23 protein-coding genes are annotated in these 26849 nt (G+C 65.2%); 9 read left to right on the top strand and 14 right to left on the bottom strand.

Translation table 11 applies throughout. From position 1 onward, the window contains the following. The first annotated feature begins 293 nt into the window (after positions 1-293). The 3 genes from CKO23_RS16960 to CKO23_RS16950 all read left to right on the top strand — a co-directional run bounded on the left by CKO23_RS16960 (position 294) and on the right by CKO23_RS16950 (position 4390). Entirely contained in the window at positions 294-1634 is a 1341-nt protein-coding gene (locus CKO23_RS16960) for a glycoside hydrolase family 57 (protein ID WP_200333006.1), read from the top strand. A 125-nt stretch (positions 1635-1759) separates the two neighbouring features. Further along, positions 1760-3226 (top strand): glycosyl hydrolase family 57, encoded by a 1467-nt coding sequence (locus CKO23_RS16955; RefSeq protein WP_200333005.1) that lies wholly within the window; start codon positions 1760-1762, stop codon positions 3224-3226. 96 nt (positions 3227-3322) lie between these two features. Continuing rightward, positions 3323-4390 (top strand): DUF2333 family protein, encoded by a 1068-nt coding sequence (locus tag CKO23_RS16950; RefSeq protein ID WP_440870573.1) that lies wholly within the window; start codon positions 3323-3325, stop codon positions 4388-4390. Between the two features lie 155 nt (positions 4391-4545). Here the strand turns inward: CKO23_RS16950 and cysC are convergent, their stop codons facing one another. Further along, positions 4546-5199, bottom strand: coding sequence for an adenylyl-sulfate kinase (gene cysC / locus CKO23_RS16945; protein WP_200333003.1), 654 nt, complete (start codon positions 5197-5199; stop codon positions 4546-4548). 193 nt (positions 5200-5392) lie between these two features. Between cysC and CKO23_RS26575 the strand changes: the two genes are divergently transcribed. Continuing rightward, positions 5393-5734 (top strand): ATP-binding cassette domain-containing protein, encoded by a 342-nt coding sequence (locus tag CKO23_RS26575; RefSeq protein WP_200333002.1) that lies wholly within the window; start codon positions 5393-5395, stop codon positions 5732-5734. On the opposite strand, the gene CKO23_RS16935 is transcribed toward CKO23_RS26575, so the two are convergent. The 8 genes from CKO23_RS16935 to CKO23_RS16900 all read right to left on the bottom strand — a co-directional run bounded on the left by CKO23_RS16935 (position 5703) and on the right by CKO23_RS16900 (position 15013). After that, complete coding sequence (locus tag CKO23_RS16935) at positions 5703-7049, bottom strand: FHA domain-containing protein (RefSeq protein WP_200333001.1); 1347 nt, start codon at positions 7047-7049, stop codon at positions 5703-5705. The two genes, CKO23_RS26575 and CKO23_RS16935, sit on opposite strands and share 32 nt — an antisense overlap. 235 nt (positions 7050-7284) lie before the next feature. Further along, on the bottom strand, positions 7285-9150 hold the full coding sequence (locus tag CKO23_RS16930; RefSeq protein WP_200333000.1) for a V-type ATP synthase subunit A: 1866 nt from the start codon (positions 9148-9150) through the stop codon (positions 7285-7287). Positions 9151-9197: 47 nt separating this feature from the next. Next, a complete protein-coding gene (locus CKO23_RS16925; RefSeq protein WP_200332999.1) occupies positions 9198-9884 on the bottom strand; it encodes a DUF2764 family protein in 687 nt (228 codons plus the stop codon). A gap of 12 nt (positions 9885-9896) precedes the next feature. Continuing rightward, complete coding sequence (locus CKO23_RS16920) at positions 9897-10598, bottom strand: hypothetical protein (RefSeq protein ID WP_200332998.1); 702 nt, start codon at positions 10596-10598, stop codon at positions 9897-9899. A gap of 22 nt (positions 10599-10620) precedes the next feature. Next, on the bottom strand, positions 10621-11067 hold the full coding sequence (locus CKO23_RS16915; protein ID WP_200332997.1) for an ATP synthase subunit C: 447 nt from the start codon (positions 11065-11067) through the stop codon (positions 10621-10623). 103 nt (positions 11068-11170) lie between these two features. Then, entirely contained in the window at positions 11171-12967 is a 1797-nt protein-coding gene (locus CKO23_RS16910; protein ID WP_200332996.1) for a V-type ATP synthase subunit I, read from the bottom strand. After that, the gene (locus tag CKO23_RS16905) at positions 12964-13569 is read right to left on the bottom strand and encodes a V-type ATP synthase subunit D (protein ID WP_200332995.1); all 606 of its coding nucleotides are present in this window, start codon (positions 13567-13569) and stop codon (positions 12964-12966) included. The genes CKO23_RS16910 and CKO23_RS16905 overlap by 4 nt, the downstream gene beginning before the upstream one ends. A 94-nt stretch (positions 13570-13663) precedes the next feature. Then, positions 13664-15013: a V-type ATP synthase subunit B gene (locus tag CKO23_RS16900; protein ID WP_200332994.1), complete on the bottom strand. Its 1350-nt coding sequence runs from the start codon at positions 15011-15013 to the stop codon at positions 13664-13666. A gap of 235 nt (positions 15014-15248) precedes the next feature. Between CKO23_RS16900 and CKO23_RS16895 the strand changes: the two genes are divergently transcribed. From CKO23_RS16895 to CKO23_RS16885, 3 genes are all read left to right on the top strand, one after another. Then, complete coding sequence (locus CKO23_RS16895; protein ID WP_200332993.1) at positions 15249-15551, top strand: hypothetical protein; 303 nt, start codon at positions 15249-15251, stop codon at positions 15549-15551. Between the two features lie 89 nt (positions 15552-15640). Next, entirely contained in the window at positions 15641-16204 is a 564-nt protein-coding gene (locus CKO23_RS16890) for a hypothetical protein (RefSeq protein ID WP_200332992.1), read from the top strand. 211 nt (positions 16205-16415) lie between these two features. Beyond that, a complete protein-coding gene (locus tag CKO23_RS16885) occupies positions 16416-16835 on the top strand; it encodes an acyl-CoA thioesterase (RefSeq protein WP_200332991.1) in 420 nt (139 codons plus the stop codon). Positions 16836-16841: 6 nt separating this feature from the next. On the opposite strand, the gene CKO23_RS16880 is transcribed toward CKO23_RS16885, so the two are convergent. The 4 genes from CKO23_RS16880 to CKO23_RS16865 form a co-directional block, all read right to left on the bottom strand. Then, on the bottom strand, positions 16842-17975 hold the full coding sequence (locus CKO23_RS16880) for an aminotransferase class V-fold PLP-dependent enzyme (RefSeq protein WP_242482508.1): 1134 nt from the start codon (positions 17973-17975) through the stop codon (positions 16842-16844). A gap of 17 nt (positions 17976-17992) precedes the next feature. Next, entirely contained in the window at positions 17993-19393 is a 1401-nt protein-coding gene (locus CKO23_RS16875; protein ID WP_200332990.1) for a L,D-transpeptidase, read from the bottom strand. Positions 19394-19719: 326 nt separating this feature from the next. Beyond that, positions 19720-20796, bottom strand: coding sequence for a hypothetical protein (locus tag CKO23_RS16870; RefSeq protein ID WP_200332989.1), 1077 nt, complete (start codon positions 20794-20796; stop codon positions 19720-19722). 142 nt (positions 20797-20938) lie between these two features. Then, a complete protein-coding gene (locus CKO23_RS16865) occupies positions 20939-21544 on the bottom strand; it encodes a DUF938 domain-containing protein (protein ID WP_200332988.1) in 606 nt (201 codons plus the stop codon). Positions 21545-21808: 264 nt separating this feature from the next. On the opposite strand from CKO23_RS16865, the gene msrB reads away from it, so the two are divergent. Further along, positions 21809-22384, top strand: a complete 576-nt coding sequence (msrB, locus tag CKO23_RS16860; protein WP_242482507.1) for a peptide-methionine (R)-S-oxide reductase MsrB — start codon at positions 21809-21811, stop codon at positions 22382-22384. 333 nt (positions 22385-22717) lie between these two features. Here msrB and CKO23_RS16855 read toward each other — a convergent pair whose 3' ends face one another. Then, positions 22718-24658 (bottom strand): acyltransferase family protein, encoded by a 1941-nt coding sequence (locus CKO23_RS16855; RefSeq protein WP_200332987.1) that lies wholly within the window; start codon positions 24656-24658, stop codon positions 22718-22720. 502 nt (positions 24659-25160) lie between these two features. Between CKO23_RS16855 and CKO23_RS16850 the strand changes: the two genes are divergently transcribed. Further along, complete coding sequence (locus CKO23_RS16850) at positions 25161-26834, top strand: right-handed parallel beta-helix repeat-containing protein (RefSeq protein WP_200332986.1); 1674 nt, start codon at positions 25161-25163, stop codon at positions 26832-26834. Positions 26835-26849: the final 15 nt, after the last annotated feature.

Below are 26849 nucleotides of genomic sequence, written 5' to 3'. Positions count from 1 at the left end.
ATGTCAGGGGTCAGGGGTCAGTCTGCGGTTTGGAAGTGGTGTGTTTTGGTCGGGGCTCAAGCCTTTCCAGCACTGACCGGCGGATCCTTCTTTATCGATGGGGGCAGTGATGCTGTCATTCGTCAACGGCTAGGCTTACAATCCTGCCAACTGCCAACTGCCAACTGCCAACTGCCAACTGCCAACTGCCAACTGCCAACTGCCAACTGCCCTCGTCACCCATCCTTAGTGAATCTCGCCCGCCGGCTTTGCTATTCTCTCCCCCAAACTGTCGTCATTGGGGTCTCGTAACGATGATCGCTCACCATGCGCTCGTACTCAATCTCCATCAGCCCCTGGGCAATCTCCAAGCATTGCTGGAGCACCAGACCTGGGAGGCGAAGGAAATCCTCTTCGCCCTCGACCGCATCCCGCGCAGCCTGTGGGGACAGGAGGATGTGGCAAGGGTCCATCTCTCGCTTTCGGGGACGCTCCTGGAGACGTTGTCGGATCCGGCCTTCCAGCAGCAGGTCTACGGCATCGTCGACTGTGGTTCGCTGCTCTGGCACTTCCAGAATCAGTCGCTGTTCGAGGTGGTGGGCACCGGCTACTACCACCCGGTGCTGCCACTCATTCCGGAAGCCGACCGCAAGGAGCATCTGCGGCGCTGGCTCGGCATCGCCCATCATCTGCTGTGGCGGCCGCGTTTCCAGGGTTTCTGGCCGCCGGAGATGGGCTTCTCCATGGAGCTCATTCCGCTGCTACGCGCGTTTGGCTACCGCTACGTCTTCGTCGACAGCGAGCATATCGAGCCCGTGACGGAGATGACCTGGCAGGAGATGCGCTATCGCCCGCATATCGCCAGGCACGGGGACGCGGAGATCGTCGTCATCGTGCGCGACCGCGAACTCTCGGATGCGCAGGAGTCGGGAATGGACCTGGGCTGGTTCCTCAACGAGGTGGCGGAGCGGACCAAGTGGTGCGACTTCCCGCCGCTGGTGACGACCTGCACGGACGGAGAGAACGGCGGCTGGTTCCGCAACGTGACCGAAGGGGCCAATTTCTGGAGTGCCTTCTATCATCCGCTGCTCGATCACGCCCGCAGCGAGGAGGCGATCCTCCGTCCCACCTTCATCAGCGACTATCTGGATACCCATGGCGTCCACGGCGAGGTGCGGGTCCGCACTGGCGCCTGGAATACGGGCTGGCACCACGGCCTGGGTTTCACCCAGTGGACCGGCTCGGAGCGGCAGCGTCAGGCCTTGGCGGACTTTGCCGAGGTCAGCCGCGTCGTCCATGACGCCCGCTGGTATGCTGGGGAGCGCGGTCTCACCGAGGGCCCCGAGGCCGAGGCCATGGAGCGCGCCCTGGACCACTTGCTGAAGGCCGAGACCAGCTGCAACCTCTTCTGGGGCGAGGCCTGGGTGCCGAGGGCCGAGGCTGAGCTTCAGGCCAGCCGGGATGCGCTGGCGCAGGTCGGATCCGGGGCGACGGCGATCGCCGCGGAGACGCTCGTCGAGGACAGCCGCGCGGAGGAGGCGCCAGAGCCTCCGCGTCCGACGCTGGAGCCGCTCGCGCCCGAGACTCATGCGCCCACCGCCGAGGATGCGTCAGCCTCGAGGATCCGAACCAGCGCGCCGGCGACGCCGCTGTGACCTGGTGATCGCTTGTCCCCTTCGCGCGGGGGCGAGTGCTCAGCCCCTGCTTTTTCTCTTCCGGGATGGTGTTCGGCAGGAGTCCCTGCCGCCGCCCCGGCTATTCCCTACACGAGGAACTCGTTGTGAATCAATTGCCTGAGTATATCGGGGACGTTCCGAACATCTGCGGTCAAGAGGCCGAGTTGGATGCGGTGATCGCGCGCGGACGCACGCGGGGTCTATTCGCCGACGCCGGCGGAATCGACTTCACCCAGATCCGCGCCGCCGCCGCCATCGCCCTGCATCAGCACCAACCCTTGATCCCCGCCGGCGGCGACGATCTGCGCAGCGCGGCCCTCATCAGCAACCTGCAGTACATGATGGAGCATCAGGGTATCGGCGATAACCACAATGCGCCGGTCTTCGTCTGGTGCTACAAGCGGATCGGCGAGTTCGTGCCCCAGCTGATGGGTGCCGGCAAGTCGCCGCGCTGCATGCTCGAGTATTCGGGCACCTTGCTGCACGGTCTGCGCAAGATGGGCGAGCACCACGTCATCGACGCACTCAAGACGGTGACCTGCAATCCGGAATACGCCCCGGCCGTCGAGTGGCTCGGCATGCCCTGGGGCCATGCGGTGGCGCCCTCCACGCCGGTGCAGGACTACCGGCTGCATGTGCGCGCCTTCCAGCACCACTTCGCGGCCATCTTCGGCTGGGAGGCGCTGGAGCGCGTGCGCGGCTTCTCGCCCTCCGAGATGGCGCTGCCCAACCATCCCGACGTGGCCTATGAATTCGTCAAGACCCTGGTCGACTGCGGCTTTCAATGGGTCCTGGTGCAGGAGCACACGGTGCAGCAGGTCAGCAACGGGCGCCACCCGGAGCGACCGCACATCCCGCACCGCCTGGTCTGCACCAACTCCAGGGGCGAGAGCGCGAGTATCATCGCCATCGTCAAGACCCAGGGGTCGGATACCAAGCTGGTCGCCCAGATGCAGCCTTGGTACGAGGCCCAGGGCCTGGATCGGGTCGAGCTTGCCGGCAAGTCGATCCCGCCCCTGGTGACCCAGATCGCCGACGGAGAGAACGGCGGCGTGATGATGAACGAGTTCCCGTCCAAGTTCATCGAGGCGGTGGAGGTGTCGAGTCACTCCCAGACCCCGTTGATGAACGCGAGCGAGTACCTGGAGCATCTGTTCGCGCTCGGCATCAAGGAGAGCGATTTGCCGGAGATCCAGCCACTGTTCCAGGATCGCATCTGGGCCAGGATGCAGCCGGGAGATGGCCCGGAGGCGCTGGCCAAGACCATCGAGACGCTCAGGCAGGAGGACGGGCGTTTCCACATGGACGGCGGCAGCTGGACCAGCGATCTCTCCTGGGTCAAGGGCTACGACAATGTGCTCGGTCCCATGGAGGAGGCGAGCGCGCGCTTCTCCGAGCGCGTCCTGCAGCCCGGAACGCCGAGCGACGATCCGCGTTACCGCAATGCCCTCTTTCATCTGATGGCCTCGCAGACCAGCTGCTATCGTTACTGGGGGCAAGGGCTCTGGACCGACTACGGTCGCGAGATCTGTCGGCGGGTCACGGACATCATCGACAACGACTTCGCTTGAGTCTGGCAATCAACGCGCTGTGCCCCAATATGAGGCGCTGAATTAGGGGCGGGCTGAGCTCGCACATCGTCTTTTCTCGGAGTTAATGAGATGAACATGCACACTTCCCCGGCAAAGAAGGGATTGGCCCATCGGGGCAAAGATCTGATCGCGCTCTACAACCCGCGCATCTGGAAGGAAAGGGGGCTTTGGTGGACCGCTGGGCTCTTCCTCTTGACCTATGTGGTGGTCGTTATCATCCTCGGCATCCTTTGGTCGCGCACCCCGCCAATGTTCGACGTGCGCGAGAAGGCGACCGAGTTGGCCAACGGCGATGAGTCGTCGCTGGTGGTGGGCAGCTACACGACGGCCGCGGCCATCGGGATCGCGCAGACGCTGCTCGATAAGCCAGGGGGCTATCTGACCAACGACGTGGCGCCTCCCGGCGTCTATCTGGACAACATCCCGAACTGGGAATTCGGCGCCTTGACGGAGCTGCGCGACCTCGCTGAATCGCTGCGCAACGACTTCAGTCGTGCGCAGTCTCAATCGGTCGAGGACAAGGATCTGCAAGTCGCGCAGCCGCAGTTCAACTACAACTCGGATTCCTGGATCCTGCCCTCGACCGAGTCCGAGTATGGGAAAGGGCTGAAGGCGCTGGAGCGTTATTTCGTCCGTCTCTCGGACGATCGGGCGCAGGATGGTCAGTTCTTCGCGCGGGCGGACAATTTGACGGCCTATCTGCTGCTGGTGGAGAAGCGGCTGGGAAACATGGCTCAGCGGCTGTCCTATGCCGTCGGCCAGAACGATCTGAACACGGCGCTAGCTGGGGATCCCAGTGCCCGGCAATCGACACCGGTTCCGTCTGAGGCGAGCAACAAGACGTCTTGGATGCAGATCGATGACATCTTTTTCGAGGCGCGGGGCTATACCTGGGCACTCCTGCACACGCTGGATGCCATGGAGATCGATTTCGAGCCCGTCCTCAAGGGCAAGAACGCCCTGGTGTCCCTGCAGCAGATTCAACGCAAGCTGAGAGACACGCAGGATCGGATTTGGAGTCCGATGATCCTCAACGGCACGGGCTTCGGCCCCATGGCCAACCACTCGCTGGTCATGGCGTCCTATATCGCGCGTGCGAACGCGGCAGTGATCGATCTGCGTCGACTGCTGCAGCAGGGCTGATCGGCCAGGGTGGGCGATGGCGGCTTGCCGTCGCCCAGGAAGCGTGGGGAGCGTCGCGCAGCGGCGCTCCCTTTTTCTTGGCGCCCGGACGCGCCCAGAGCCGTTGTGTCCGCGTGCTAGCGCGGCTAGGCGGAGCCACGCCGGGGAGGGATCGGTTAGCCGATGATGCCCTGGCTGCCGAGGTAGGCGACGATCTCCTCGACGAGGATCTCGGGCGACTTCTCGCCCGCGCGCAGCACCAGCTCGGGGGCCGAGGGTGCCTCGTAGGGGTCATCGATGCCGGTGAAGTTCTTGATCTCGCCCGCGCGCGCCTTCTTGTAGAGGCCCTTGGGGTCGCGGCTCTCGCAGATCTCGAGCGGGGTGTCAACGAAGATCTCGATGAACTCGCCGGCGTCCATGGTCCTGCGGACTCGATCACGGTCTTCCCGATAGGGGCTGATGAAGGCGGTCAGGGCGATCAGCCCGGCCTGCGAGAAGAGGTGGGCGACGGCCCCGATGCGGCGGATGTTCTCCTCGCGATCCATGGCCGTGAAGCCGAGCCCGAAGCGCTCGGCGAATGCATCGCCATGGGTGCCTTTAAGCATCCCAGGGCCGGCGTTCAGCGCATGTCTGACGTTGTCGCCATCCAATACGGCACTGTGGATGCCCATCTGGTGAAGCTTGTGGTCGAGGGTGTTGGCCAGCGTGCTCTTGCCCGAGCCGCTCAGCCCCGTGAACCAGATGACGCAGCCCTTGTGGCCCTTCATCGTTTCCCTGAGTGTTCGTGATACCTGGTGCTCATGCCAGGTGACATTGGTGTCGTTCGTCATCGCGAATCGTCTTCTCTTCCGGTTGTGGTCAGCGCCTGGTCTGGCGATGTTGGTATGGACAGTCGATGCGGCTTCCAGCCGTCCCGCGCCGAGGTCATCCTCGATGCCTCCGTCATCTTAGCCGAGCGAGAACAGGCACGAAGAAGACCCGAGGCCCATCTTCCAGGCGCGTGGCCTGACCAAGGTCTCGGTCATGGGAGAGGTGAGCGTCCAGGCCGCGCGCGGCGTGGATCTCGATCTCTCTGCCAGAGGCGTGGTCGTCCTGCTCGGTCCCTCGGGCAGGGGCAAGTCTACACTGCCCAACATCCTGAGTGGACTGGATTCGCCGTCCGGCGGGCAGGTTATCTCAGAGGACATCCGTCAGATCAAGCCGGGCGACCGCTTCCCGAACCGCGCCCGTCACTGCGTGCTCTGGATGGACGGCTTGGCCCTGACCAAGATTCCATCTTCAAGGCCTTGGGCTACAGCCACTGGGAGGCGGAATGGCTGGCGACCCTGTCGGGTCAGCTCTTCCCTGCGTCGGTTCCCAGAATGAGGCGCATGCGATTCTCGTCGATAGCGATCCGATCGCCGTCCTTGAGGAGCTGGATGCTGACCCGCTCGTCGTTCACATAGACACCGTTGGTGCTGCCCAGATCCTCGATCGCCAATCCGTTGTCGCTGGCGGTGATCTGCGCGTGATAGCGGCTGACCCTGAGATTGCGGATACAGATGTCGTTGTCGCTGGCGCGGCCGATGGTGATGACGTTCTTCTCGAGCGGGAATTCCAGATTGCGGTTGAACTCCAGGATGAGTCTGGAGACCTGGGCCTCCGGGCCGTTCTCGCCCGTGCTGGCGCCCTGAGACCGGCTCCTCGCCGGCTCCCACTGCAGCGCATTGAAGGTGGTCTGGACCAACTCCGGCGTGATGCGGCGGATCTGCCCCAGGCTGGCATTGAAGAGCACGAAGTCGCACAGGGTGTTGATCAGCCGCATGCTGCCGCCGGTGAGCATGTGAATCCGCGCCATGGCGCGCTCTGTGAACGGATTCTGCTCCGCTTGGGCGATCTCGATGAGCTGATAGTTGATGTAGGCGGCGGTGTCGGCCTGATTCAGGGTATTGAGGTAGGTCTGGAAGAGAACCAGACTCTTCACGTCCCTGAGGCCGCTATGGGCGAGCGTATGCTCGAAGCCGTCCTGACCGATGAGGACGATGAAGAGGTGGCGCTTCTCGTCGGTCTCGGTCTTGTCTTCCCGCTCGATGAGGCGCGGCAACAGCTTGAGGATGGCCGGCTTGAGGTTCTGCGCCTCGTCGATCACCAGCACGACGCGGTGCCCTTCGGCGTTCTCCGCATCCACCAGTTCGACGAATCCATCGATCATCAACGCCTTGTCGAGGCCGTCGGGATCCAGGTCGAAACCGTGCAGCAGGATCTGCAGAAAGTCCGTCTCGGCCAGCATGGTGCGGTTCAGCTTGGCGACGCGGAAGTCGTCCGGACGCCGATCGACGGCATGATTCACCAGGGTGGTCTTGCCCGATCCGGGGGCGCCGTTGACCACGATCAGGCCGCCATTGGACCTCGCCAGAACCGCCTCGAGTTGGATCAGCGCCGTGTTCAGCGCATTGTTCAGATAAGGCGTGGAGACGTCCGAGCTGTTGCGGAAGGGCGGCCCGCTGAACCCGAAGAAGTCGAGGTAGTTGAGCTTTCCGATTGTGGCGATCCGCGATTGCGTGGACTTGGATTGAGAGGAAGTGCGTGATTGTATCGCGTTGCGTGATTGGGCGGAGCCGTCAGATGCGTTCGACCCGCGGGATAGGTTCGGCCCGTTGGATGGGGTCGAGAGCTCGTTCTTGGCCGTGACGGATCCCATTGGCTTAAGTCATACATCTATGAAGAGGCATACGTAAGATTGTAACAGCATGATGGGGAACAGAGAGGTTTGCGGCGACGAAATGACCGGAGACCCATCGAAGGTACGACTGTTGCGTTGAGTTGACAGTCGTATTCGCGCCAAAATCGACCCTGGCCGGGTTGTCGCCAGCGAGCGCTGTCTCCTTTTTCGCCCGGTCTGAGCGTAAGGAGACCGCCGATCGGCTAGGGGGTTGTCAGCCATCCCCCGCATCCGCGCTGTCCTGAGTGCCGTCTCCGGCGAGCTGATGGATCTCGTCCCAAATGCGCGCGAAATCCGGTGAATCGGTCTCGGCGTAGTTGAGGTTCTTGAACAGCCCGGTCAGTCGCGTGAAATAGTGGCGGGCCGCCGGCTTATCCGGAAAATCGTCGGCGCGACCGATGATCCGGTCGAGTCGATCGAAGGTCTGCCGTTGCCGCGCCATGGGCACCGAGGCATCCACCTTGTCGAAGGCGTCCTGCTGCAGAAAGACCATGTCGAGCATCAGTGCCTTCTGGAAATCGATATAGTCCTGGGTCGTGATGCCTTCCTCGCCCGTGACCTGCATCATCTGCGCAATGGCATCGCCCCGTGTCAGGAGTGCCTGCATGGCGCGGACGCGGTCGTGCCAGGTCGGATCCAGGTTGCGGGCGTACCAGGGCTCGAGCTGGTCGAGGTAGCGCGACCAGGAGATCAAGGGGTCGATCGCCGGATAGAAGCGCTTGTAGGCGCGGTCGTAGGACAGGCCCAGAAAGCACTTCACCGTGCCCAGGGTCGACTGGGTCACTGGCTCCTCGAAGTTGCCGCCGGCCGGGGAGACGGTGCCGATGAGGGTGAGACTGCCCGTGGCGCCGTCGCCGCAACGCACCACGCCGGCCCGCTCGTAGAGGCCGCGCACGGCCGAGTCCAGGTAGGCCGGGAAGGCCTCCTCGCCGGGGATCTCCTCCAGCCGTCCCGAGGTCTCGCGCATGGCCTGCGCCCAGCGCGAGGTCGAGTCCGCGAGCAGCAGCACCTGATAGCCCATCTGGCGGTAGTACTCGCCGAGCGTGATGCCGGTGTAGATGGACGCCTCGCGCGAGGCGACCGGCATGGATGAGGTGTTGCAGATGATGATGGTGCGGTCCATGAGCGAGCCGCCGGTCTTGGGGTCGCGCAGCTGAGGGAACTCGGTGATGGTCTCGACGACCTCACCCGCGCGTTCGCCGCAGGCGACCACGATGACGATATCGACGCCGGCATGCTTGGCGAGCAGGTGCTGCAGGACGGTCTTGCCGGCGCCGAAGGGTCCTGGGATGCAGCCGGTCCCGCCGAGGGCGATGGGGAAGAAGGTATCGATCAGGCGGATGGTCGTGCTCAAGGGCGCATCCGGGTAGAGCCGCTCGGCCGCATGCGTGCGATAGAGATGCTCCGTGATGGAGCGGCGAACCGGCCAGCGCCGCGTGAGGTCGAGCGAGCGCTCATGTCCGCGGCTGTCGCGGATCCTGGCGACCGGGGTGTCGACGGTGACGCTGCCCTCCTGGATCCAGGTCACCTCCACCTCGTCGGCTTGGTCGAAGGGCACCATGATCTTGTGGGTGTAGAGCCCCTCCTGGACTCGGCCCAGGACACCGCCGGCCCGCAGCCTGGCGCCCTGCTGGACAATGGGCACGAAGGACCATTTGCGATTGATGTCCAGGGCATCGAGATCGATGCCGCGCGGCAGGAAGACGCCATGCTGGATGGCGAGCTTCTCCAGCGGGTTCTGCAGACCGTCATAGATCTCGCCCAGCAGACCCGGCCCGAGCACCACCGACAGCAGCTCGCCGCTCTGACTCACCGGGTCGCCGATGGTGACGCCGCGCGTGTCCTCGAAGACCTGAATGTCCGCCAGCTCGCCGCGCACCCGCAGCACCTCGGCCTTGAGCGCCTCGCGCTGTCCGGCGGCAGCGGCGCGCGCCGGCTGAATGAAGACGACCTCGTTCTTCATGAGCGGCAGGCGTGCGCCGTCGCGCCAGCCCGCCTCGATGGTTGCGAGGCTTTCCTGGACCGAGATCACCCGGGCGGGGCCGTCGGGCTGGTGGCTGGCGATCCTGTCGGTCGTCATGGTGTTGGCATCCTCTGTTGCTGGAGCTTCGTCACACGGTGGCATCATCAGGCGGCGATCCGGCTCAGATCCGTGCCCGCCAGGCCCGCCTCGACCAGTGCCTCGAAACGCCGCTCGGTCGCCTCGGCGTCATAGCTGGTCCAGCGCGCGATCAGCTCCCAGCGCATCACATAGATGACCACGGCCTCGAAATCGAAGGCGTGCCCGTCGCTGATGCGATCCAGGTGGGACCAGACCACGCCCAGCAGCAGGCGCTCCAGGCCCAGCGCATCGCCCGTCTCGATGCGGCGGTTGGCCTCGCCGAGCCAGGGGAAGGCGCCCTCCAGCCGGAACGCGGGCTCGCTCCAGTTGCGTCGGACCTGACCGAGCCAGCGCCCGAAGCCCCAGGCCGCATCCAGCGGGGCCGGCTCGCCGCGATGGCGCCGGCGCAGCGCGGCGATCAGGCTTCGGTACTCCAGACGCCAGACCGCGAGCGCGCGCGCGAAGGGATGCGTGATGGCCTCGACCTGGCCGCGCGCCCAGCGCATGGCCTCGGCATCGCTGCGTTCCCGATCCTGCTTGGGCCAGTCGAGAAGTTGGCCCAGGATCTCCAGGCAGCGGGCATCCTCCGGCTCCAATAGCTCGAGCCGCTGATCGAGCCGGATCCGCGACAGTGGCGTCTGCTTGGCGCCGAACAGGGGGCCGTGATAGGGCAGGGAACTCAGCAGCATGACGTAGCGGTGCGAGTCGGCCATGGGTGGGTTTCCCTACTTGACGGTGCCTTCGAGGATGGCCCGGAACCGTGGTTGCAGATGGGCGAGGAGCAGGGCGGCCACCTCCTCGTCGGTCAGGTCGATGTGCACGTCCTTATCCTTGAGGTAGAGGCGGATACCCGTGCCACCCTTGGCGTCCACGGCGAAGGTCACTCCCTTGGCAAGCACGTTTCCGGCGAGCGAGAGCACGAAGTGCGAGAGCGAGCCTTCGCGCAGCTCCAGCGGGTTGCGCCTGAGCTCTTCCGGGCTCACCAGGGCCTTGGGGAGCTGGACCTCGACCGCCTGGCCGCCGTCCAGCCCGGACTCGGCGCGCCCCTTGGCCGCGACCTCCAGGATGAGCTGCTGGAGGAATGCCTCCTGCTCCATCTCGGCGGCGATGAGGCGTTTTACCTCGTCGCTGAAACGGTCCGATAGCTCCGCCTTGAGCCTCAGCACGGTGTCCCGCATGGCGATGCGCAGCGCCTCCTCGCCGCCCTTGCGCAGGGACTGGGCCTCCTGGCGCGCGGTCTCGACGATCTGCGCGGCGCGGGTCTCGGCCTCCTGCAGCCGCTGGGCCGCCTGGCGTTTGGCCTCGGTCTCGATGCGTGCCGCCTCGTCGCGACCGGCGCTGACGCCCTCGTCGCGCAGTCGCTCGATCAGGGCCTCGACGCCCGAGGAGGCCAGATCCTGCGTGCTCTTCTGCTCCGCTGTCGCCATGGTGTCATGTCTCCTGACGGGATCAGCCGGGAATGGTGCCGGCGAGCACCAGGGCGAAGACGAAGGCGAACACGGCAAAGCCCTCGACGATGGCCGCGGGCGCGAGCGAGAGTCCGAAGATCTCCGGCTTGGTCTTGCTGGCGTGAATGGCCGAGGCGCAGGCCTGTCCCTGACGCACGGCCGAGAAGAGCAGCGCCAGACCCGCCAGCAGCCCGATGCCGAACAGGGCCGGGGCGGACTCCGGCGTGACGGGCCGCTGCAGGGTAAACATGACGACGATGCCGTAGATCACCTGAGACGAGGGCATCACGGAGACGCCGATATAGCGCCCGTAGCCGGAGTCGGTGTCCACCATGGCGCCGATCGCCGCCTGCCCGGCGACCGCGCATCCGATGATGCTACCGATCGCGGACAAGGCCATGACCCCGTAGAGCCCCGCCCAACCCAGGGCGTTCACGAATTCGTTCATGTCCGTCGCTCCGCTTCGTTTCGCTTGTTTATCTGCGCCTCGCCGCCTGCGCTCAGCGAGGTGTCCCGAGAGAACTGACAACTGACAACTGATACCTGAAAACTCACTCCTCCAACTCCGCCTTCTTGAACGGCTTGAAGGGATAGCCCTCGCCGGCCAGGGCCCAGTTGTAGAACTCGATGAAGTTGAGCCTCAGCCCATGCACGACGCCGCTCATGAGGCTCAGGGCCAGATTCAGCAGGTGGCCGATGACCAGGATGAGCAGGGCGAGGAAGAGCCCGAGCCCAGGCAGGCTCTCGGCCACCTGGCGTGCCAGGTCGTTGAAGGTGATGGCCAGCGAGGCGGATGCCAGCCCGAGCGCGAAGAGACGCAGATAGGAGAGCACGTCGCCGAAGACCTGCGTGACCCGGGCGAGCTGTGCCAATCCGTCCAGCACACGCCAGACCGCCGACTTGACCCCTTTGAGCGGGCGGTCGCTGCCGAACAGGAAAACGCCCGCGAGTCCGCCGCCCACCAGCGTCTGCCCGGTCAGTTCCACCCAGCCGCCTGCGTCGGCGAGCCAGAGCATGAAGCCGCCGATCAGCACCGCGATCCAGCCAAGCGCCACCCGACCCAGGGCGCGCCCCCGGTTGAGCAGGGCCATCTCGGCATTCGCCAGGATCAGGTGCAGCACCCCGATGCCCACGGAGAGCTGCATCATGGTCTCGAAGTCCCCGATGTCGAAGAGCTTGAGCCGCCCGAGGAAACCCTCGGGCGCGGGGGTGACGCCGAAGTAACTCCCGACCAGGATGCCCCAGAGCAGCGAGGCGCCGACCAGCGCGGCGGCCAGCACGCGCAGCCGCCGCCCCAGATCGCCGTGCCCGAGCCGTTGCCAATAGGCGCCCAGCGGTACGGCGAGCAGCAGGGCGTAGCCGGCATCGGAGAGGATGAGGGCGAAGAAAAGGGTGAAGGAGAAGAAGAGCACCCGCGATGGATCCCAGGTGTGATACGCCGGCATCTGGTAGAAGCCCACCAGATCCTGGCCGGCCGACAGCAGGGGCGGATTGTCGAGCAGGGTCGGCGGCCTGTCGTCCGGGCCTGGAGACTCGAGGATGAGCGCCAGCCCCTGCGCCTTCGCCAGTGCCTCGACGCCTGGGACAGCGGCTTGCGCGATCCACCCCTGGACGAGGAAGAGGCTGTCCTCCTCGCGCGTCTGGGCCGCGGCGTAGCGCAGCCGCGCGGCGTCCTCCACCTGGGCGAGGTGACTCGACATCAGATAGATCCAGCGGCTCAGCGCGTGCCGCTCGGCATGGACGTCCTCAAGCTCCAGCTCGGCCGCCTCCAGACGCCGGCTGACCTCGCCGAGGCTGAGCGCGCCGGTGTGGGCGCGCCGCACCGGCAGAAGATCCCGCGCCGGTTCCTCGTGATGGACGACCACGACCCAGGACTGACGATGATCCTGATGCACGACCTGCCAGGGGAGATCCAGGTCGTTCAGCTCGCGCATCTGCCGTTGCGGCACGCTATAGAACCAGAGCTTGCGTCCGGCCAGCTCGGCCTCGGACGGCAGCTTGAAGTCACCCCAGGGCTCCAGCTCGGTCAGGCGTTGTCTCAGTGCGTCGCGGCGGTCTGTCACGTCACGCAGGCGCTGCTGATTGTCCAGGACTCGCGTGATGGTCGCGCGGATGTCGAACTCCGCGGCGTCGCGCACCTGACGGCGCTTCTCCGGCAGGTCGCCCAGATAGCGCAGTGCCTTGCGGGCGTCGAGCGCGTGCGCCGGGGGCGTGCGCTCCGGCTCCTTCGGTGTTGGGCTGAGCGGTAGCAGATGCAGGCAGCCCAGTGTCTGCAACTGCTCCAGTACCTGCTCCTGCTCGCGTGTGAGGCCCGCGAGGGTGAGCCTGTAGAGCGGCAGGATGCTCATCCCAGCCCCTCGCGCTGGCGCTTGCCCTTGGCGATCTTGGAGCGCACCACGGCGGCGCGCTCCGCGTCGGACAGGTAGATGCGGATGCGCTTGATGTTGTCGCGCGCACGCGGGATGAGGACCTTCTCGAAGAGATTGACCCGTTGCGTGACCTTGCGCACGGCCTCTTCGAGCAAGGCCAGACGGCGCTCCTGCAAGGCCAGCCGCACCCTGAGTTCGATCATCTGCGCGAGGGCCTCGACGAGCGGGTCGATCCAATGCGGACTGCTCATGAAGCCAACCTCCTGCCGATCCAGGTCGACGCCGAGCAGCAGCGGCAGGCGCGTCCCCATGAGATTCTCTTCACCGAGCCGCACGCCGCGCAGTCGAACCAGGTTCTTCAGGTCCATCTCGCGGTTGGCGATCATGGGCAGGTGGTGCCGGACCTCCTGATGCAGCGCGGCGATGGACGCCTCGGTTTCCTGGCGCACCCTGAGCGCCTTGGCGCGCTCGGCCATCAGCTGCTTGCGCTTGAGATCGAGCGCGGGGAGGAAGCGCTCGAAGCCCTGCAGCTGGCGCGTCTGTTTGGTCAGCGACGACTTGTTGAGGCTCAGGCGAGCCATGGCACATCCCCGTGGGAGCGCCGCCCTCGGCGCGACCAACGCCCGATCGCGGCGGGGCGCCGCTCCCACCTGATGAGGGAGACCGGGGCGAGGCTCATGACTCAGGACTCAGTTTGGGAAAATACTTGTCGATCAGGCCCTGCTTCATCAGCAGGCTCTCCGGCTCGAAGCACTCGGCCAGGGTCTGCCAGCAGAGATCCAGCGCCTTCTCCAGCGGCAGGCTGACCTGGATGTCCATGAAGCGCTCACGGAACAGTCGGCCGAATCTGAGCAGCTGCTGGTCGAGATCGGACAGCTCGAAGGCCATCGCCTGCTTCTGCTCGGCCTCCTTGGCGCCCGAGTAGAAACGGATCATGGTGTTCATGATCTGGCCGTGATCCTCGCGCGTCACCTTGCCGATGACGTGCTGCTTGAGCCGTGACAGCGAGCCGAAGGGGTCCAGCATGCCGTCGTGCAGATAGAACTGCCCCTCGGTGATGTAACCCGTGTTGTCGGGCACCGGGTGGGTGACGTCGTCGCCCGGCATGGTGGTCACCGTCAGGATGGTGAGCGAGCCGCCGTCTTTGTAATCGGCAGCCTTCTCGTAGCGGCGCGCGAGTTGGGAGTAGAGATCGCCCATGTAGCCGCGGTTCGAGGGCACGGCCTCCATGGCGATGCCGACCTCCTTCATGGCGTCCGCGTAGGCCGTCATGTCGGTGAGCAGGACGAGGACGCGCTTGCCTTCCTCGACGGCGAACTTCTCGGCGACGGCCAGCGCCATGTCCGGCACCAGCAGGCGCTCCACCACGGGGTCCGAGGCCAGGTTGACGAACATGACGGTGCGGGCGAAGACCCCGGCGTCCTCGAAGCGGCGCAGGAAGAAATGATAGTCGTCGAAGATCAGCCCGAGCCCGCCGAAGACCACGATGTCCGCGTCCGCCTGGATGCCGATCCGCGCCAGCAGCGCGTTGTAGGGCTCGCCGGCGACCGAGAAGATCGGGATCTTCTGGCTCTCCACCAGGCAGTTGAAGACATCGATCATGGGCACGTCGGTGCGGATCATCTTGGAGGCCAGCAGCCGCCGCGCCGGATTGACCGAAGGCCCGCCGATCGGCAGCTTGGGATCCTGCGAGAGATCCGGCCCGCGGTCGAAGGGCTCGCCATCGCCGCGAAAGACACGGCCCAGGATGTTGGCCGAGTAGGTCACCCGCATGGGATGACCGAGGAAGCGCACGGACGCCTGGGTCGAGAGCCCCTTGGTGCCCGCGAACACCTGCAGTGCGACCAGATCGCGATCCAGCCGGATGGCGCGTGCCAAGGACTTGAATCCGCTCGGATCCTCTACCAGAGCCAGGTCGTCGAATGCCACTTGACTGCCCGCGTCCCCATTCGCGGGCACGCGCACCTTCAGGATATCGCCGACGATCTCCATGACCTTGGAATAACGCGCCAGGGATTGGGTCACTGCGTCGAGCCTCCACACGCTGGGTCGGACATCATGCCTCATTCTAGCCCAGGCCGGGTGTCCAGGGCGCTATGCCGCCTCCGGAATTCGAGTTGACCGGTCCGACGGTCGGACTATGCTTCACAGCAACCCCGAACGTGCCCATGGGCCGTGTCCACGGACGACTCGGGGTTCCGCTCGGGGACGGGGTCAAGCAAGCCTCGGCCCCACATCGACAATGCTTGAGGACGCATCCATGACGACCAAAGACGAGTATGTCGCCAAGCTCAAGGCGCAACTGGATGAATGGCAGGACGATTTGGAACATCTGAAGGACAAGGCCGAAGAGGCCTCCGATGATGCAAAGGTCAAGATCCACGAGCAGATCGAGGAACTGCGCGCCAAGTGGGACGAGGGCCATGCGAAGCGCCAGGCGCTCTTGGACGCGGCGGATGAGAAGTGGGACGACATCAAGGATGAGACGGAGGAGAAGTGGGATGAGCTCAAAGTGGCCGTGAAGGATTCCATCGAGAAGATCAAGTCGCATTTCTCGTCCTGAGCGAAGTCTCCCACCGCATGCGAGACGGCGGCCGCCCGCCGCCGTCGAGCCGCCTGATCGCCGCCGCGTCTACTCACCGAGGTCATGCGATGACATCCAAGTCCTTGATGAGGTGGACGGTGGTCTCCTTGGCCAGCCTCCTGCTGAGCGGCTGTCAGACGCTCGTGCGGGAGTCCATTCCGGGCGATTGGGTAGAGATCTCCGCGGGCAGCCTGCTGCGGCTGCATCGACCGGTCCAGATCCCGGTTGGCAGGGCTCGCGCCTTCTTCCCGTCGCGCGGAACGGCGGGAGGCGACGCGAGCTGTGCGCTCGAGGTGCGCCGCATCGACCAAGAGCAGGTCCAGACAATCGCCCCTCGCCAGATCCCGATCACGCGTGTGCAGCATGAGGTCGCCTTGGTCTCCCAGGTCGCTCCGCCGCCTGGCGGCGAGCGCTGGTTCAGGCTGGCGGGCTATGGAGATGGCGGCGGCTCGCAAATGGTGCGCTTCGGCTACCACTTCTGGCTCCACGACAGCCAAGACCCCAACCTGATGCGGTTGACCTGCCTCGGGCGGTTGGACGATCCCGCCTCCACGCGTGCGCCGACCCTGGCCGAGATCCAGGCGGTCCTGGGCGACCAGGCCAGCCTTGAGATTGCCGGGGGCGGATTCTGAGTGGGAGAAGGTGGTCCGGTCCGCCTCATCGACCCTCCAGAGATCCTCGCTCAGGGGCTCGATGGTGCGCCGGCACCGGACCTTGCTGGCGCTCGCATGCCCAGCCACTGCTGCTCGATGCCGTTGGACCGCGGTGATGGCGTAACATGCGCGACCCAGGCGCAGACATCCCGTTAGCGCCCACGACCGCGGCAGAGGCGGTGCAGAGACGATGTACAGGACGGACCCATCCAGCCCCAGTGTGACAGAGCCCGGCGTATGGCAGCTGGCCGTGCGGGTGGTCGCCATGCCGAGCGATACCAATGCCTTCGGCGACATCTTCGGCGGTTGGTTGCTGTCGCAGGCCGACCTGGCCGGCGGGACCATCGCCATTCAGACGGCCCAGGGGCGGGTCGCCACGGTGGCCGTCAAGGACTTCCAGTTCCTGGCGCCGGTCCTGGTGGGCGATCTGGTCGAGGTATTCGCTCGACTGATGCGGACCGGCAACAGCTCGATGACGGTGGAGGTTCAGATCTGGGCGCAACGCGAGCCGGATCCACGGAGCCGCCATCAGGTCGCCGCGGGGGAGATCACCTATGTCGCCGTCGACCCGCGGGGTCGACCTCGCGCGCTGCCAAGGGCGTCGGCCTGAGTGCGGTCAGGCCCGAACGAGCGCATCGACGCGCTCCATCGCTTGGTCGAGGACGCTCAGGGGCGTGTAGAAATGGGGTGAAAAGCGGATTCCACCGCCGCGATGCGCGCAGAGCACCTGGTGTGCCATCAGCTCGCTGTAGAGTCGGTCGGAGGGGAAGCCCGGCACGCGGAAGGTCAGGATCCCGGCCCGTCGGTCCGGCGCGCGCGGACTCAGCAGCTCGAAGCCGCGCTGATCGATCAGGGACAGGAGATGCTCCGTGCGGGTCTGCAGCTGAGACCAGACCTGCTCCATCCCGATCTCTTCGAGCAAGGAGAGACTCGCCTCCAGCGCATGGACGCCGAGCAGGTTGGGACTCCCGCACTCGAAGCGTCGGGCACTCCGCGCCGCTGTCCAGTCGGCGCGATCGAAGTCGCCACAATGCTCAACCATGTGCCAGCCGAACTGTTGCAGTCTGAGCCGGTCGCGCTGCTCGGGGCGCACGTAGAGGAGCGCGACGCCCTCGGGGCCGAGCATCCACTTGTGGCCGTCCGCGACGACGAAGTCCGCCTGCGCCTCGGCGAGGTCGAAGGGGAGGGCGCCCAGTCCCTGGATGGCGTCGACGCAGAAGAGGATGCCGCGGGATCGGCAGAAGGCGCCGAGCCGTTTCAGGTCCAACCGCAGCCCGCTGGCATATTGCACCCAGCTCACCGCGATCATGCGGGTACCTTCATCGCAGAGCGCCATCAGCGCCTGCTCGGGATCCGCCGTGCTGGCCAGATCCAAGGCGCGCCAGCGCACGCCCTGGGCGGCAAGGGACTCCCAGACGATGCGATTGGATGGGAATTCCTGGCGGATGCCGAGGATGCTGTCGCCGGCCTGCCAGCCGAGCCCGTGCGCGATGACGGAGAGCGCTTCCGAGGTGTTCTTGGCCAGCGCGATGTCGTCCGGCGATGCCGCCCCGATGAGTCGGGCCAGGCGCTCGCGCAGCCGCTGCTCGACGCTCAGCCAGCGCGGGTAGGCGAGCGAGCCCTGGCTGGCGTTCTCGGTCGCGAACTGGGCGACCGCCGCGGCCGTGCGCCGCGGCCAGGGACCGACCGCGGCGTGGTTGAGATGGCAGAGATCAGGCGCGAGCCGAAACTCCTCCGTCACCCTGTCCATCAACCGGCGGTCGTCCATCAACCCGCGGCGCCCTCGGGCGCCTTGGGTGTCTCGGGCGCTGGTTCGGCGGGTTTCGGTGCTGGCGCCGCTGCCGGCTTCGGTGCCGCGGCGGGCGGCTTCTCGGCGGCCGGGGCTGGCGCCGCTGGCTTCGGCGGAGGCAGTGCGACCTCCTTGGTTTCGAGCACGGCCTTGGGCGGTTCGACTGGCTTCTCGGCTGCCTTGGGCTCGGCCGCCGGCTTGACGGCCTCCTGCGCGGGCGGTGTGGGCTGTGGCGTAGGCTCGGGCTTTGCCGCAGCGGCTTGCGGCGCGGGCGTGCCCGCTGTCGGCGCTGGGCTGGACTCGGCCGGCTTGGGCGCCTCTGGCGCCGCCGGGGATGCGACGGGGTCCGGTTGAGCCGGGGCCTGCGTCGTCGCTTCCGCCGGTGCGCGCATGCGGGTCTCGCGCGGGGGCGCGGCCTGCGGGGTTTGCGCGGCGGCAGCGGTATCCTCTGCCTCGGCGACGCCCTCGATGGCGGCGCCGCTCACGGCCGGCGCGGGCGTATTCGTTGGTTTGGCAGCCGGTTTGGCGGCTGGCGCTGCCGCAATCTTGGGTGTTGGCGCCGCCGCGGCCGGTTTCTTCGCGGGGGCCTTTTGCGCGGTGACCGCCCGCTGATCGGCGGCACGCTTGCGCTGGGCGGCGATGGCGCGCTGCTTGCTGACATAGTCGCCATAGCTCGGACCCTTGCCGACGATCTCGACCTCGGTGCCCGTTGAAACATGGGCGAAGACGACCGGCGCGATCTTCTTCGGCATGCGGATGCAGCCGTGAGAAGCCGGCTGGCCGGGGCGGGGAATCGGGCCGGCGTGCAGGCCGACGCCGTCGCCGGTCAGCCGCATGAAATACGGCATGGTGGCCCCTTCGAACCGCCCGCCCGAGGGGATGGGATCCCGCCCGACCTTGACGCTCGAGCGAAGCACCCGGCCGCCCTTGCCGTAGACCTTGCCGTAGAGGTTCGAGCGCTTGTTCTCGACCTTCTCCGTCACCTGGAACTTGCCCGTTGGCGTTGGGTGCTTGGCGACGCCGGTCGCGACCGTGGCCCAACCGATCTCGTCTCCACCGTGATAGAAGTGGGCCTTTTGCTCGTTGGTGTTGATCACGATACGTGTCACCGGCTGACCCTCGCCTTTCCACTCGTACAGCGGGCTGGGCTTGATCTTGTGCTCCTTGATCGGCTTCTGTTCCTTCGACGCTGGGATGGGTGCCGGCGCCTCCTCCGCGATGGCAGGCTCGTCCGCCGGCTGGTCTGGCTTTGCCGTGAATCGGGCGAGTGCGTCGCAGCCCGCCAGATTCAGCACCAGCAGGGCAGCGAGCGCGATTTTGAGCGGACCCAGTGGAAGAGAGCCCAGAGGAAGAGAGAGAGCGTTGGAAGTGTCGTTCATATGGCTTTTCGTTCCCGAAGTGTGCGGGCACCTGATCCGTCTTGACCGATTCGATGCGTCTAGGATACCGCGCTCTGCGCTCAAGGGCACCCCTTGCGGATCCTTTTCAACGCCTTCTCAATCAATTGGCTGCGTGAAAGCGCTGATGCGCATTCTCGCGATCGCGCGCGTGGCGCCCTTGGCGGGCGTTGCATGAGACCTTCGTCGCCGGGTAGAGCCGCCGCCGGTGGTCGGGCGGCGCTGCTCGCGGCGCGCAGGCACAAGACGTGGATGAGTCGCGCGGGCTCTCCGCTCGCCCGCTCGACGGCGGAGTCGATGGGCGCGGGTCAGTCAACCAGCAGCGGGGAGGTGGCGATCACACCCTGGGTGTAGGCGTCGATCTCGGCGACCAAGGACTCGCAGAGCAGGATGCGCGTCTGCAACGCGGCTGTGGATTCGAGTCCAAGGGCGGCGAGGAAGCGCATCAGATGGTTGCCATGCAGGAGTTTGTCCTGCGGCGTTCCATCCTGCCGGATCGCGGCAATGGCGATGTGGAAGAACCGCAGGAGCCAGAAGATGGCTTCGCGATGGGCGCCTTCGTCGATGAGCTCCAGCGCGCCGTCCTGCAGGTAGCTGCGCAGGCAGGGATGCAGCATCCAATTGAAGGGAACAGGCTGCCGTTTCACGGCGAGACCGCGATCGAAGGCGTCGATGCAGTGCTGCAGGAAGTGCCGGGTCTCTTGCGTCTCCAGTTGGTCGCTGCCGAGCGCGGCGAGGGCGTGCGCGTGCAGCGCGGAGGCGGCATGCGTCTGCGTGATGGATCTCAGATTGACCAGCGCGCGGCGGTGCGTGGGTGGCGCGAGGTGGGCGATGCTGATGCTCGCGCAGGCATAGAGTAGGAACTCTCCCAGCGCGTGCAGGGTGCCGACCGTGTCGGTCGCGGACTTCAGGGCGCCGAGCGCGGCCCGCGCCGAGGCGAGGCTGGAGGCGACTCGGCGCGCGACCCATTGGCGTCGCCCGAAGGCGGCCGAGACGTCTTCCTGCAGCCGGCCGAGACGCTCCCGCGAGTCGAGCAGGATGTGGTTGCCGACGAAATGGCAGGCCTTCCCCGGCAGCGGCAAGATGGCCTCGGAACTTTGGTAGTCGCCGCTCGGGGTGATGTTGCAGTCCAACAGATAGCCTTGGTACTGCAGGGCTTCGACTTCATCACGGACGGCAGAGGCCAGGACGACGCGAATATCGACGTCCAGATAGGCGGGAAAGGCCGTATCCGGATCCATGCGGTTGATGGAGCCGGTGAGGTAGGCGCCCCAGAAACCCTCGCGCTTGGCGAAATCCTGGCTGACGAAATCACGCGCAAGCTCGATGACTTCGCCGACCAGCAGCGGTTGACGCTCGATGTTTCGTGTCGCCTGGGCAGACATCTCAAAAACCCCGCGTGCGGTAAATGCTTGGCCGCGCAGTCGATCGGCCTGTGTGTCGATGCTAGTGGAGGGGGATATCACGGTCTGTGATGCGCTTTGCGCTGAACTGGATTGATGCGGTTTGCGCGGAGTCTATCAGGCATCACGCTGGCGCCCGTTCCCAGACCAGCGTGCGATTGTTGACCGGCATGGCGTGATTGGCCGCCAGCGTCAAACCCTGCTGCTCGGCCAAGGTCGCGAGATCCTCCAGATCGCGCAGACCCATCCGCGGATTCTGCGTCTTGAGCCAGGCATCGAAGCGGCGATTGCTGTCGCTGGTGTAGCCGCCGTCCACATTGAAGGGGCCATAGAGTGCAAAGCGACCACCCGGCGCGAGCACCTCTCCCACGCCGCGAAACATGGCCGCGACCGCCTCCACCGGCATGATGTGCGCGGTATTGGCGCTGAAGACGGCATCGAAGGGACCCTCCGGCCAGGCACCCAGCACATCGAGCGTCAACGGTGGCGGCAGGTTGGGCAGCGCCGCTTCGTCCATCCAGGCCCGGATACCCGGCAGATTGTCCGCCACATCGCTGGTCTGCCAGCGCAGATGGGGCAGGGCGGCGGCGAAGCAAACCGCATGCTGACCCGTGCCGCCGCCGATTTCGAGCAATCGACGGGCATCGCGGAACAGGGGGCCGATGACCGCGAGGATGGGGGCTTTGTTCTCCTCGCAGGAGGGGGCGTAGGGTTTTTCGTCCGGTTGCATGGTCGTGTTCCTCAGAAAACGCGGGCGCGCTCGGCGTCGAGCTTGGCGGGGTCGTAGATGATGGCGAGGTCAGGCTGGACAAGGGTTGCGGTGCAGGCGTCGCCGTGGCGATGTTTGGAGATCGCTGGATTGGAGATGTCCCTGAGCGATGAAACTCGGGCGGGTCGACAGGCTCTCAGAACTAGCGAGGCCAGCGAACCGCCAGCGGCTCGGGCAGCAGACCCCGTTCAATCGCAGACCCCTTTCAATCCAGGAGCCTCTTCCATGATGAATCGACCGAATCTTCCCGTCGCATCCGTGATGCTCGCAGCCGCGGCCTTCTCCTTGGCGGTCCCGACACCCAAAGCCCTGGCCGCTGATGCCCCGGCGAGCGCCGAGGCTGGGGAAACCCTGCCTTGGAAACGGCCATCCCAGGACGAGATCGAGCATCGCCTGGATCCGCTGCAATACCGGGTCACTCAGCGTGAAGGCACCGAGCCGCCTTTCCGCAATCGCTACTGGGACAATCACGAGGAGGGTATCTACGTCGATGTCGTCTCCGGCGAGCCGCTCTTCAGCTCGCGGGAGAAGTTCGAGTCCGGAACCGGCTGGCCCAGCTTCTACGCGCCCCTGGAGCCGAAATTGATCGTCGAGCATCAGGACCGCGCGCTGGGGATGGTCCGCACCGAGGTGCGTTCGCGCATCGGCGATTCCCATCTCGGGCACCTCTTCGATGACGGTCCCAAGCCGACCGGGTTGCGCTACTGCATCAACTCCGCCTCCCTGCGCTTCATCCCGGTCGCCGAGCTCGAGAAAGAGGGCTATGGCGACTACGCGGCGCTCTTTCAGAGCGACCGCTAGGTGCGAGGCGACGGGATCCATGGCTGGCGGTGGACGCGGAAGCTCATGTTGTTCCGGTTCCGGGTGATTCGTCGAGGCGACACCCTCGCTATCGCCCGCACGAACAGCGGCCTCATGGGCAAGGTCTTCCATCGCGAGATCGCCGGTGTCATGGGGCTTGCGACCAGCCAGGTCGAAGGATCGACCTGCACGGTCAGGAATTCAGCGCGTCCATGCTGTTCGAGGTGCGCGCGCCCAATGCCTCCTTCGATCCCATCGACAATGACCCGATCGACGAGAAGTATCACCGGGTGATGGCCGACGCACCTTGATCCAGTTCGCCCAGGCACAGGCTCATGGATCCCGGCGAGATTGGCCCCGCGCGTCGAACAGCGGCTCGAACAGGGGGCGGAGATAGGCGGAGCCGCTGAGGCTGAGGTGATGGGCGTCGTAGTAGTAGACGGTCTTGTCCCGGTAGAAATAGCAGTCTCGCGCATCGCATAGCCGTGATTGGGGAAAGACGCGGGTGGCGCCGTGCCGCCGGGCGATGCGGTCGAGGAAGTCGGTGACCGCATGGCTCGACGCCAGATACTCGCTCAACGGCTGAGTCAGGGTGGTTGGCGTCTTGCCGGCCAGGACCTTGCGGCTCAGCACCAAGGGGATCTCCTCCTCGAGCTGAGGTGTCGGATCGATGAGCACCACCTTCTTGCCGGATGCGCGCAGGCCCCCGACCACCTGGTCCAGTGCCTGCGCGAAGGTGCCGTCCTGATAGCCGTACTTGACGTAGTTCGCCGCCAGCAAGACGGTCTCGATCTGCGGCGACTCCAGGATCCGGCGATAGGCCAGCTCCTGAAACCGCGTGCAGTCCTTGCCCCACGGCTGGGGAACCTCTTTCCAGCCCACGAGGGGCGGACAGGCCGGCATGGTGAAGACCTGGAGGGCGCTGCCATGCTCGCGCGCCAGTTCGCCCAGCATAACGGCCTGGACCGCCGCATGGCTGTCGCCCCAGAGCGCGAATCTCGCGGTCGCATCCGTCGCGCCATAGAGGCAGCCCGCGTTGCTGGGGCTGATCGTCATGCAGGCGTCCTGGCGCGGATCCTTATCCTCTCCGGCGAAGAGGATTCTGACCACCTCGACCGGATAGCGGCTGATCCATCCCCTGGTCAGGATGCCGTGAAGCCCGATGCCGACGAAGAGCAGCATCCCGAGGATGGAGGCGACCAGCAGCTGTCGCTTGCTCAGCAGGCCGCCCTTGCCGCGAAAGGGACGCTCGACGAAGCGCCAGGTGACGGTCGCGAGTGCCAGGGAGAGCAGGATGACCATCGCCGCCTGCCAGCCCTGCAGGTCAGCCCCCAGGTAGGCGCGCGCGAAGACCAGCAAGGGCCAATGCCAGAGATAGAGCGAGTAGGAGATCAGCCCGATGAAGACGACGGCGGGGCTGGCAAGTCCTTTGCCGGCGAGCGTCTCGCGTCCGCGCCCCGCGGCGATCACCAGGGCGGCGCCCGCGCAGGGCAGGAGCGCGGCCAGCCCAGGGAAAACGGTCTCGCCGGAATAGGCGAAGACGGCGACCAGGATCATGAGCACACCGATCGCCGAGGCGGCGTCCGCGATGCGCTGGCTCAGTATGAGGCGCGGGGAGGCGAGCGCGATCGTGGCGCCCAAGAGGAACTCCCAGGCGCGAAAGTGCGGTAGGAAGAAGACGGACTTGGAGGTGGGGTCCAGATAGAGTCCGCCGACCGAGGCGATGAAGGAGAGCAGGCCGACGGCGATCAAGACGAGGAGCCGCCGGTCGCGGACCAGGCGCCATGCCCAGATCAGCATCAGCGGGAAGAAGACGTAGTAGATCTCCTCGACCGACAGCGACCAGGTATGCAGCAGGGGTTTTTCGTCCGACGTCAGGTCGAAGTAGCCATCCTCGCGCCTGAAGAGAAAACTCGACACGAAGAGGGTCGCGGCGATCAGCGAGCGCGCATAGGCGAGATATTGGTTCGGGAACAGGAGGATGGCCGCGAGGACCGAACAGCATGCCATGACCACGAAGAGCGCCGGCAGGATGCGCCTGGCGCGCCGCTCGTAGAAGCGCGTGATGGTGAAGTGGCCCGCTCGCAGCTCCCTGTCGATGATCGCGGTGATCAGAAAGCCAGAGATCACGAAGAAGACGTCGACGCCGACGAATCCGCCTGAAAAGCCCGGCACATGGGCATGAAAGAGAACGACGGGCAAGATGGCGAGCGCACGCAGGCCGTCGATGTCGGGGCGGTAGTCGTGCGCTGGTCGGGGCCGAAGGCTTGGCATTGGGACGCTGTCCTTGATAGGGCTTGTGCTCGATGAGGCGCTGGGCGGTGCGGTGCTCGGGCGATGGTGCGTTGAGCCCGGCCGCGGCGCGCGGCCGGAGGGTGCGCGATGTCGGCGCAGACGCGGAGGTCGTCTTGGGGTCGCCGTTTCCAGTCTGCGATTCGACGCGGCGGAACAGTCGTCGAAGCGCCCGTCGTTGTCAAACGAATCGGCGGCGAGCGAGATGGCTATCGGCGCGCTGAGGCCGGTGCTCGAGAAGCCTGTACCCAGGTCGTCGCTCCCGATGGGCGATCGAGACCGTTGCGGTCGCGACGGCGATGCTCGCCTCGCCCTGGTTCATTGACCCAAAACGTGTTCGCATTCCGACCGGGATGGTGGCGGTTGCGTGTTCGTCCGGCCTCGTTTTACAGTGCCTGCCTCGGGCCTTCAGGTCGCCCGAGGACAAAGGGAGTCTGCATGTGCAGACGGTGGAATCGAATGGCGCTTTTGGAGAAACGTGCATATGAAGCTGCATCTGCGTTCGGGTGATTGTCGTCCTCAGGGATTCAATACTCTCCGTCACGGGGGCGCCTATGCCCCATTCTTGGCTGTCGCGTTATCGCTCACGGCAGCCTCGGCGTGGTCTGGCACCTACACCGTCACCAATCTCGGCGACAGCGGATCCGGTTCACTCCGCCAGGCCATTCTCGATGCGACCGCTCAGCCGGGCGCTGACCGGATCGTGTTTGCTTCGGGATTGAGCGGGATCCTACCAATCACGGGCACTCTGGAGATCACCGGTGTGCTGGATATTGTTGGCCCCGGCGCCACTGTGATCGAGATCCTTGGCAACGGCAGAGATCGGGATGTCTTCTACGTTAGAAGTGGTTCTGTTGTGAGCATTTCTGGATTGTCCATTACCAATGGGCAGCGTGGTATTTATAATTACAATGGCACTTTGAGTGTTTCGGAATGCAGCATCTATCAGAATTACAGTAAGGGCATTGAGAACTACGGCTCCTCGGCTAACCTTGCTGTCGTGAATAGCCTCCTTGCCGAGAATAATGACGACGGCATTTATAATCGCGATGGAAGTATTGATGTAAGCGACTCTGTTCTGACGGCAAATGCAGATCAGGGTATCGAAAACTATTACGGCACAGTCGCGATCGGAAACAGCGAGTTGAGCGATAACCTGAATCGTGGTTTCGCTAATAATGGGGGAAGTTTCACGATCGATCGATCTGCCGTTACTGGCAATACCACTACCACAGCTTATGGTGGGGGAGGTCTCTATAGTGATAACGCCACCACGCTGACGATCACTAACAGCACATTCTCAGGCAATGAGGCGCGCAGTTCATGCGGTGGCGGTATCATTCTCTCGGACACCTCGAACATCACCTTCTATAATAACACCTTGTCAGGAAATGTTGCTTACACGGGCGGCGGGCTTTGCCTCGCCGGCTCCGCCATTCTGAATCTCTTGAGCACCACTATTTCGAATAACCTGGCGACGTACCGGGGCGGTGGTCTCTACATTTACAGTTCGACGTCGACGTTGCTGATGGGTAACAGTCTCTTGGCGGGTAACACCACGACGGGCGGCGGGTCGGATCCGGACTCTGGGATCGAGCTTTACAACGCCGGATCCTTCATCTCCAAGGGGTATAACCTGCTCGGTCAGAATGGCGATGCTGGATTCTACAACGCCAATCCCGCCGGCACGGATTTGATCTTGGGCGGTGCCATCGCAAGCGCGATCGCTCCGCTCGCCGACAATGGTGGCCCCACCCAAACGCATCTCCCGGTGGCGTCGAGCCCGGTGATCGATAACGGCAGCAATAGCTTGGTTCTAATCGCAGCCGTCTTGGATCAGCGTGGTGAGGCGCGGATTGCGAACGAAGTGGTGGACATTGGCTCGGTCGAGGTCTCTCCACCCGTCCCTGGAAGCTGTGAGCGAGGCCCCTTCGTGCTGCGGGGGCGTCAGGTGTACAACGGCGCTTGGGCGTACCGCTCGGAATCCACGCTGCGCACGGAAGGCGAGATCCTCATCCAGCAAGGTGGCAATGTGCTCTTCGAGGCGGCGAGCTCCCTGTCGCTGGCGCAGGGATTCGCGGTTCAGGCGGGTGGCACCTTCCATGCTCGCATCGCTCCCGTGGATTGCACGCTGAGTCAATCGCTTTCGAGCACCTAGTTGACGGCGGCGCTC

This window comes from Thiocystis violacea, from assembly GCF_016583565.1.
Classification (GTDB): domain Bacteria; phylum Pseudomonadota; class Gammaproteobacteria; order Chromatiales; family Chromatiaceae; genus Thiorhodococcus; species Thiorhodococcus violaceus_A.
Note: the sequence above shows the minus strand (reverse complement) of the source record. Positions and strands in the feature narration are given on the sequence as shown.

Bases quoted from the DNA above. Each gene is read 5' to 3' on its own strand.
- CKO23_RS16960 (WP_200333006.1), top strand. From the start codon at position 294: ATGATCGCTCACCATGCGCTCGTACTCAATCTCCATCAGCCCCTGGGC.
- CKO23_RS16950 (WP_440870573.1), top strand. From the start codon at position 3,323: ATGCACACTTCCCCGGCAAAGAAGGGATTGGCCCATCGGGGCAAAGAT.
- cysC (WP_200333003.1), bottom strand. From the start codon at position 5,199: ATGACGAACGACACCAATGTCACCTGGCATGAGCACCAGGTATCACGA.
- CKO23_RS26575 (WP_200333002.1), top strand. From the start codon at position 5,393: ATGGGAGAGGTGAGCGTCCAGGCCGCGCGCGGCGTGGATCTCGATCTC.
- CKO23_RS16935 (WP_200333001.1), bottom strand. From the start codon at position 7,049: ATGGGATCCGTCACGGCCAAGAACGAGCTCTCGACCCCATCCAACGGG.
- CKO23_RS16930 (WP_200333000.1), bottom strand. From the start codon at position 9,150: ATGACGACCGACAGGATCGCCAGCCACCAGCCCGACGGCCCCGCCCGG.
- CKO23_RS16925 (WP_200332999.1), bottom strand. From the start codon at position 9,884: ATGGCCGACTCGCACCGCTACGTCATGCTGCTGAGTTCCCTGCCCTAT.
- CKO23_RS16920 (WP_200332998.1), bottom strand. From the start codon at position 10,598: ATGGCGACAGCGGAGCAGAAGAGCACGCAGGATCTGGCCTCCTCGGGC.
- CKO23_RS16915 (WP_200332997.1), bottom strand. From the start codon at position 11,067: ATGAACGAATTCGTGAACGCCCTGGGTTGGGCGGGGCTCTACGGGGTC.
- CKO23_RS16910 (WP_200332996.1), bottom strand. From the start codon at position 12,967: ATGAGCATCCTGCCGCTCTACAGGCTCACCCTCGCGGGCCTCACACGC.
- CKO23_RS16905 (WP_200332995.1), bottom strand. From the start codon at position 13,569: ATGGCTCGCCTGAGCCTCAACAAGTCGTCGCTGACCAAACAGACGCGC.
- CKO23_RS16895 (WP_200332993.1), top strand. From the start codon at position 15,249: ATGACGACCAAAGACGAGTATGTCGCCAAGCTCAAGGCGCAACTGGAT.
- CKO23_RS16890 (WP_200332992.1), top strand. From the start codon at position 15,641: ATGACATCCAAGTCCTTGATGAGGTGGACGGTGGTCTCCTTGGCCAGC.
- CKO23_RS16885 (WP_200332991.1), top strand. From the start codon at position 16,416: ATGTACAGGACGGACCCATCCAGCCCCAGTGTGACAGAGCCCGGCGTA.
- CKO23_RS16880 (WP_242482508.1), bottom strand. From the start codon at position 17,975: ATGGACAGGGTGACGGAGGAGTTTCGGCTCGCGCCTGATCTCTGCCAT.
- CKO23_RS16875 (WP_200332990.1), bottom strand. From the start codon at position 19,393: ATGAACGACACTTCCAACGCTCTCTCTCTTCCTCTGGGCTCTCTTCCA.
- CKO23_RS16870 (WP_200332989.1), bottom strand. From the start codon at position 20,796: ATGTCTGCCCAGGCGACACGAAACATCGAGCGTCAACCGCTGCTGGTC.
- CKO23_RS16865 (WP_200332988.1), bottom strand. From the start codon at position 21,544: ATGCAACCGGACGAAAAACCCTACGCCCCCTCCTGCGAGGAGAACAAA.
- msrB (WP_242482507.1), top strand. From the start codon at position 21,809: ATGATGAATCGACCGAATCTTCCCGTCGCATCCGTGATGCTCGCAGCC.
- CKO23_RS16855 (WP_200332987.1), bottom strand. From the start codon at position 24,658: ATGCCAAGCCTTCGGCCCCGACCAGCGCACGACTACCGCCCCGACATC.
- CKO23_RS16850 (WP_200332986.1), top strand. From the start codon at position 25,161: ATGAAGCTGCATCTGCGTTCGGGTGATTGTCGTCCTCAGGGATTCAAT.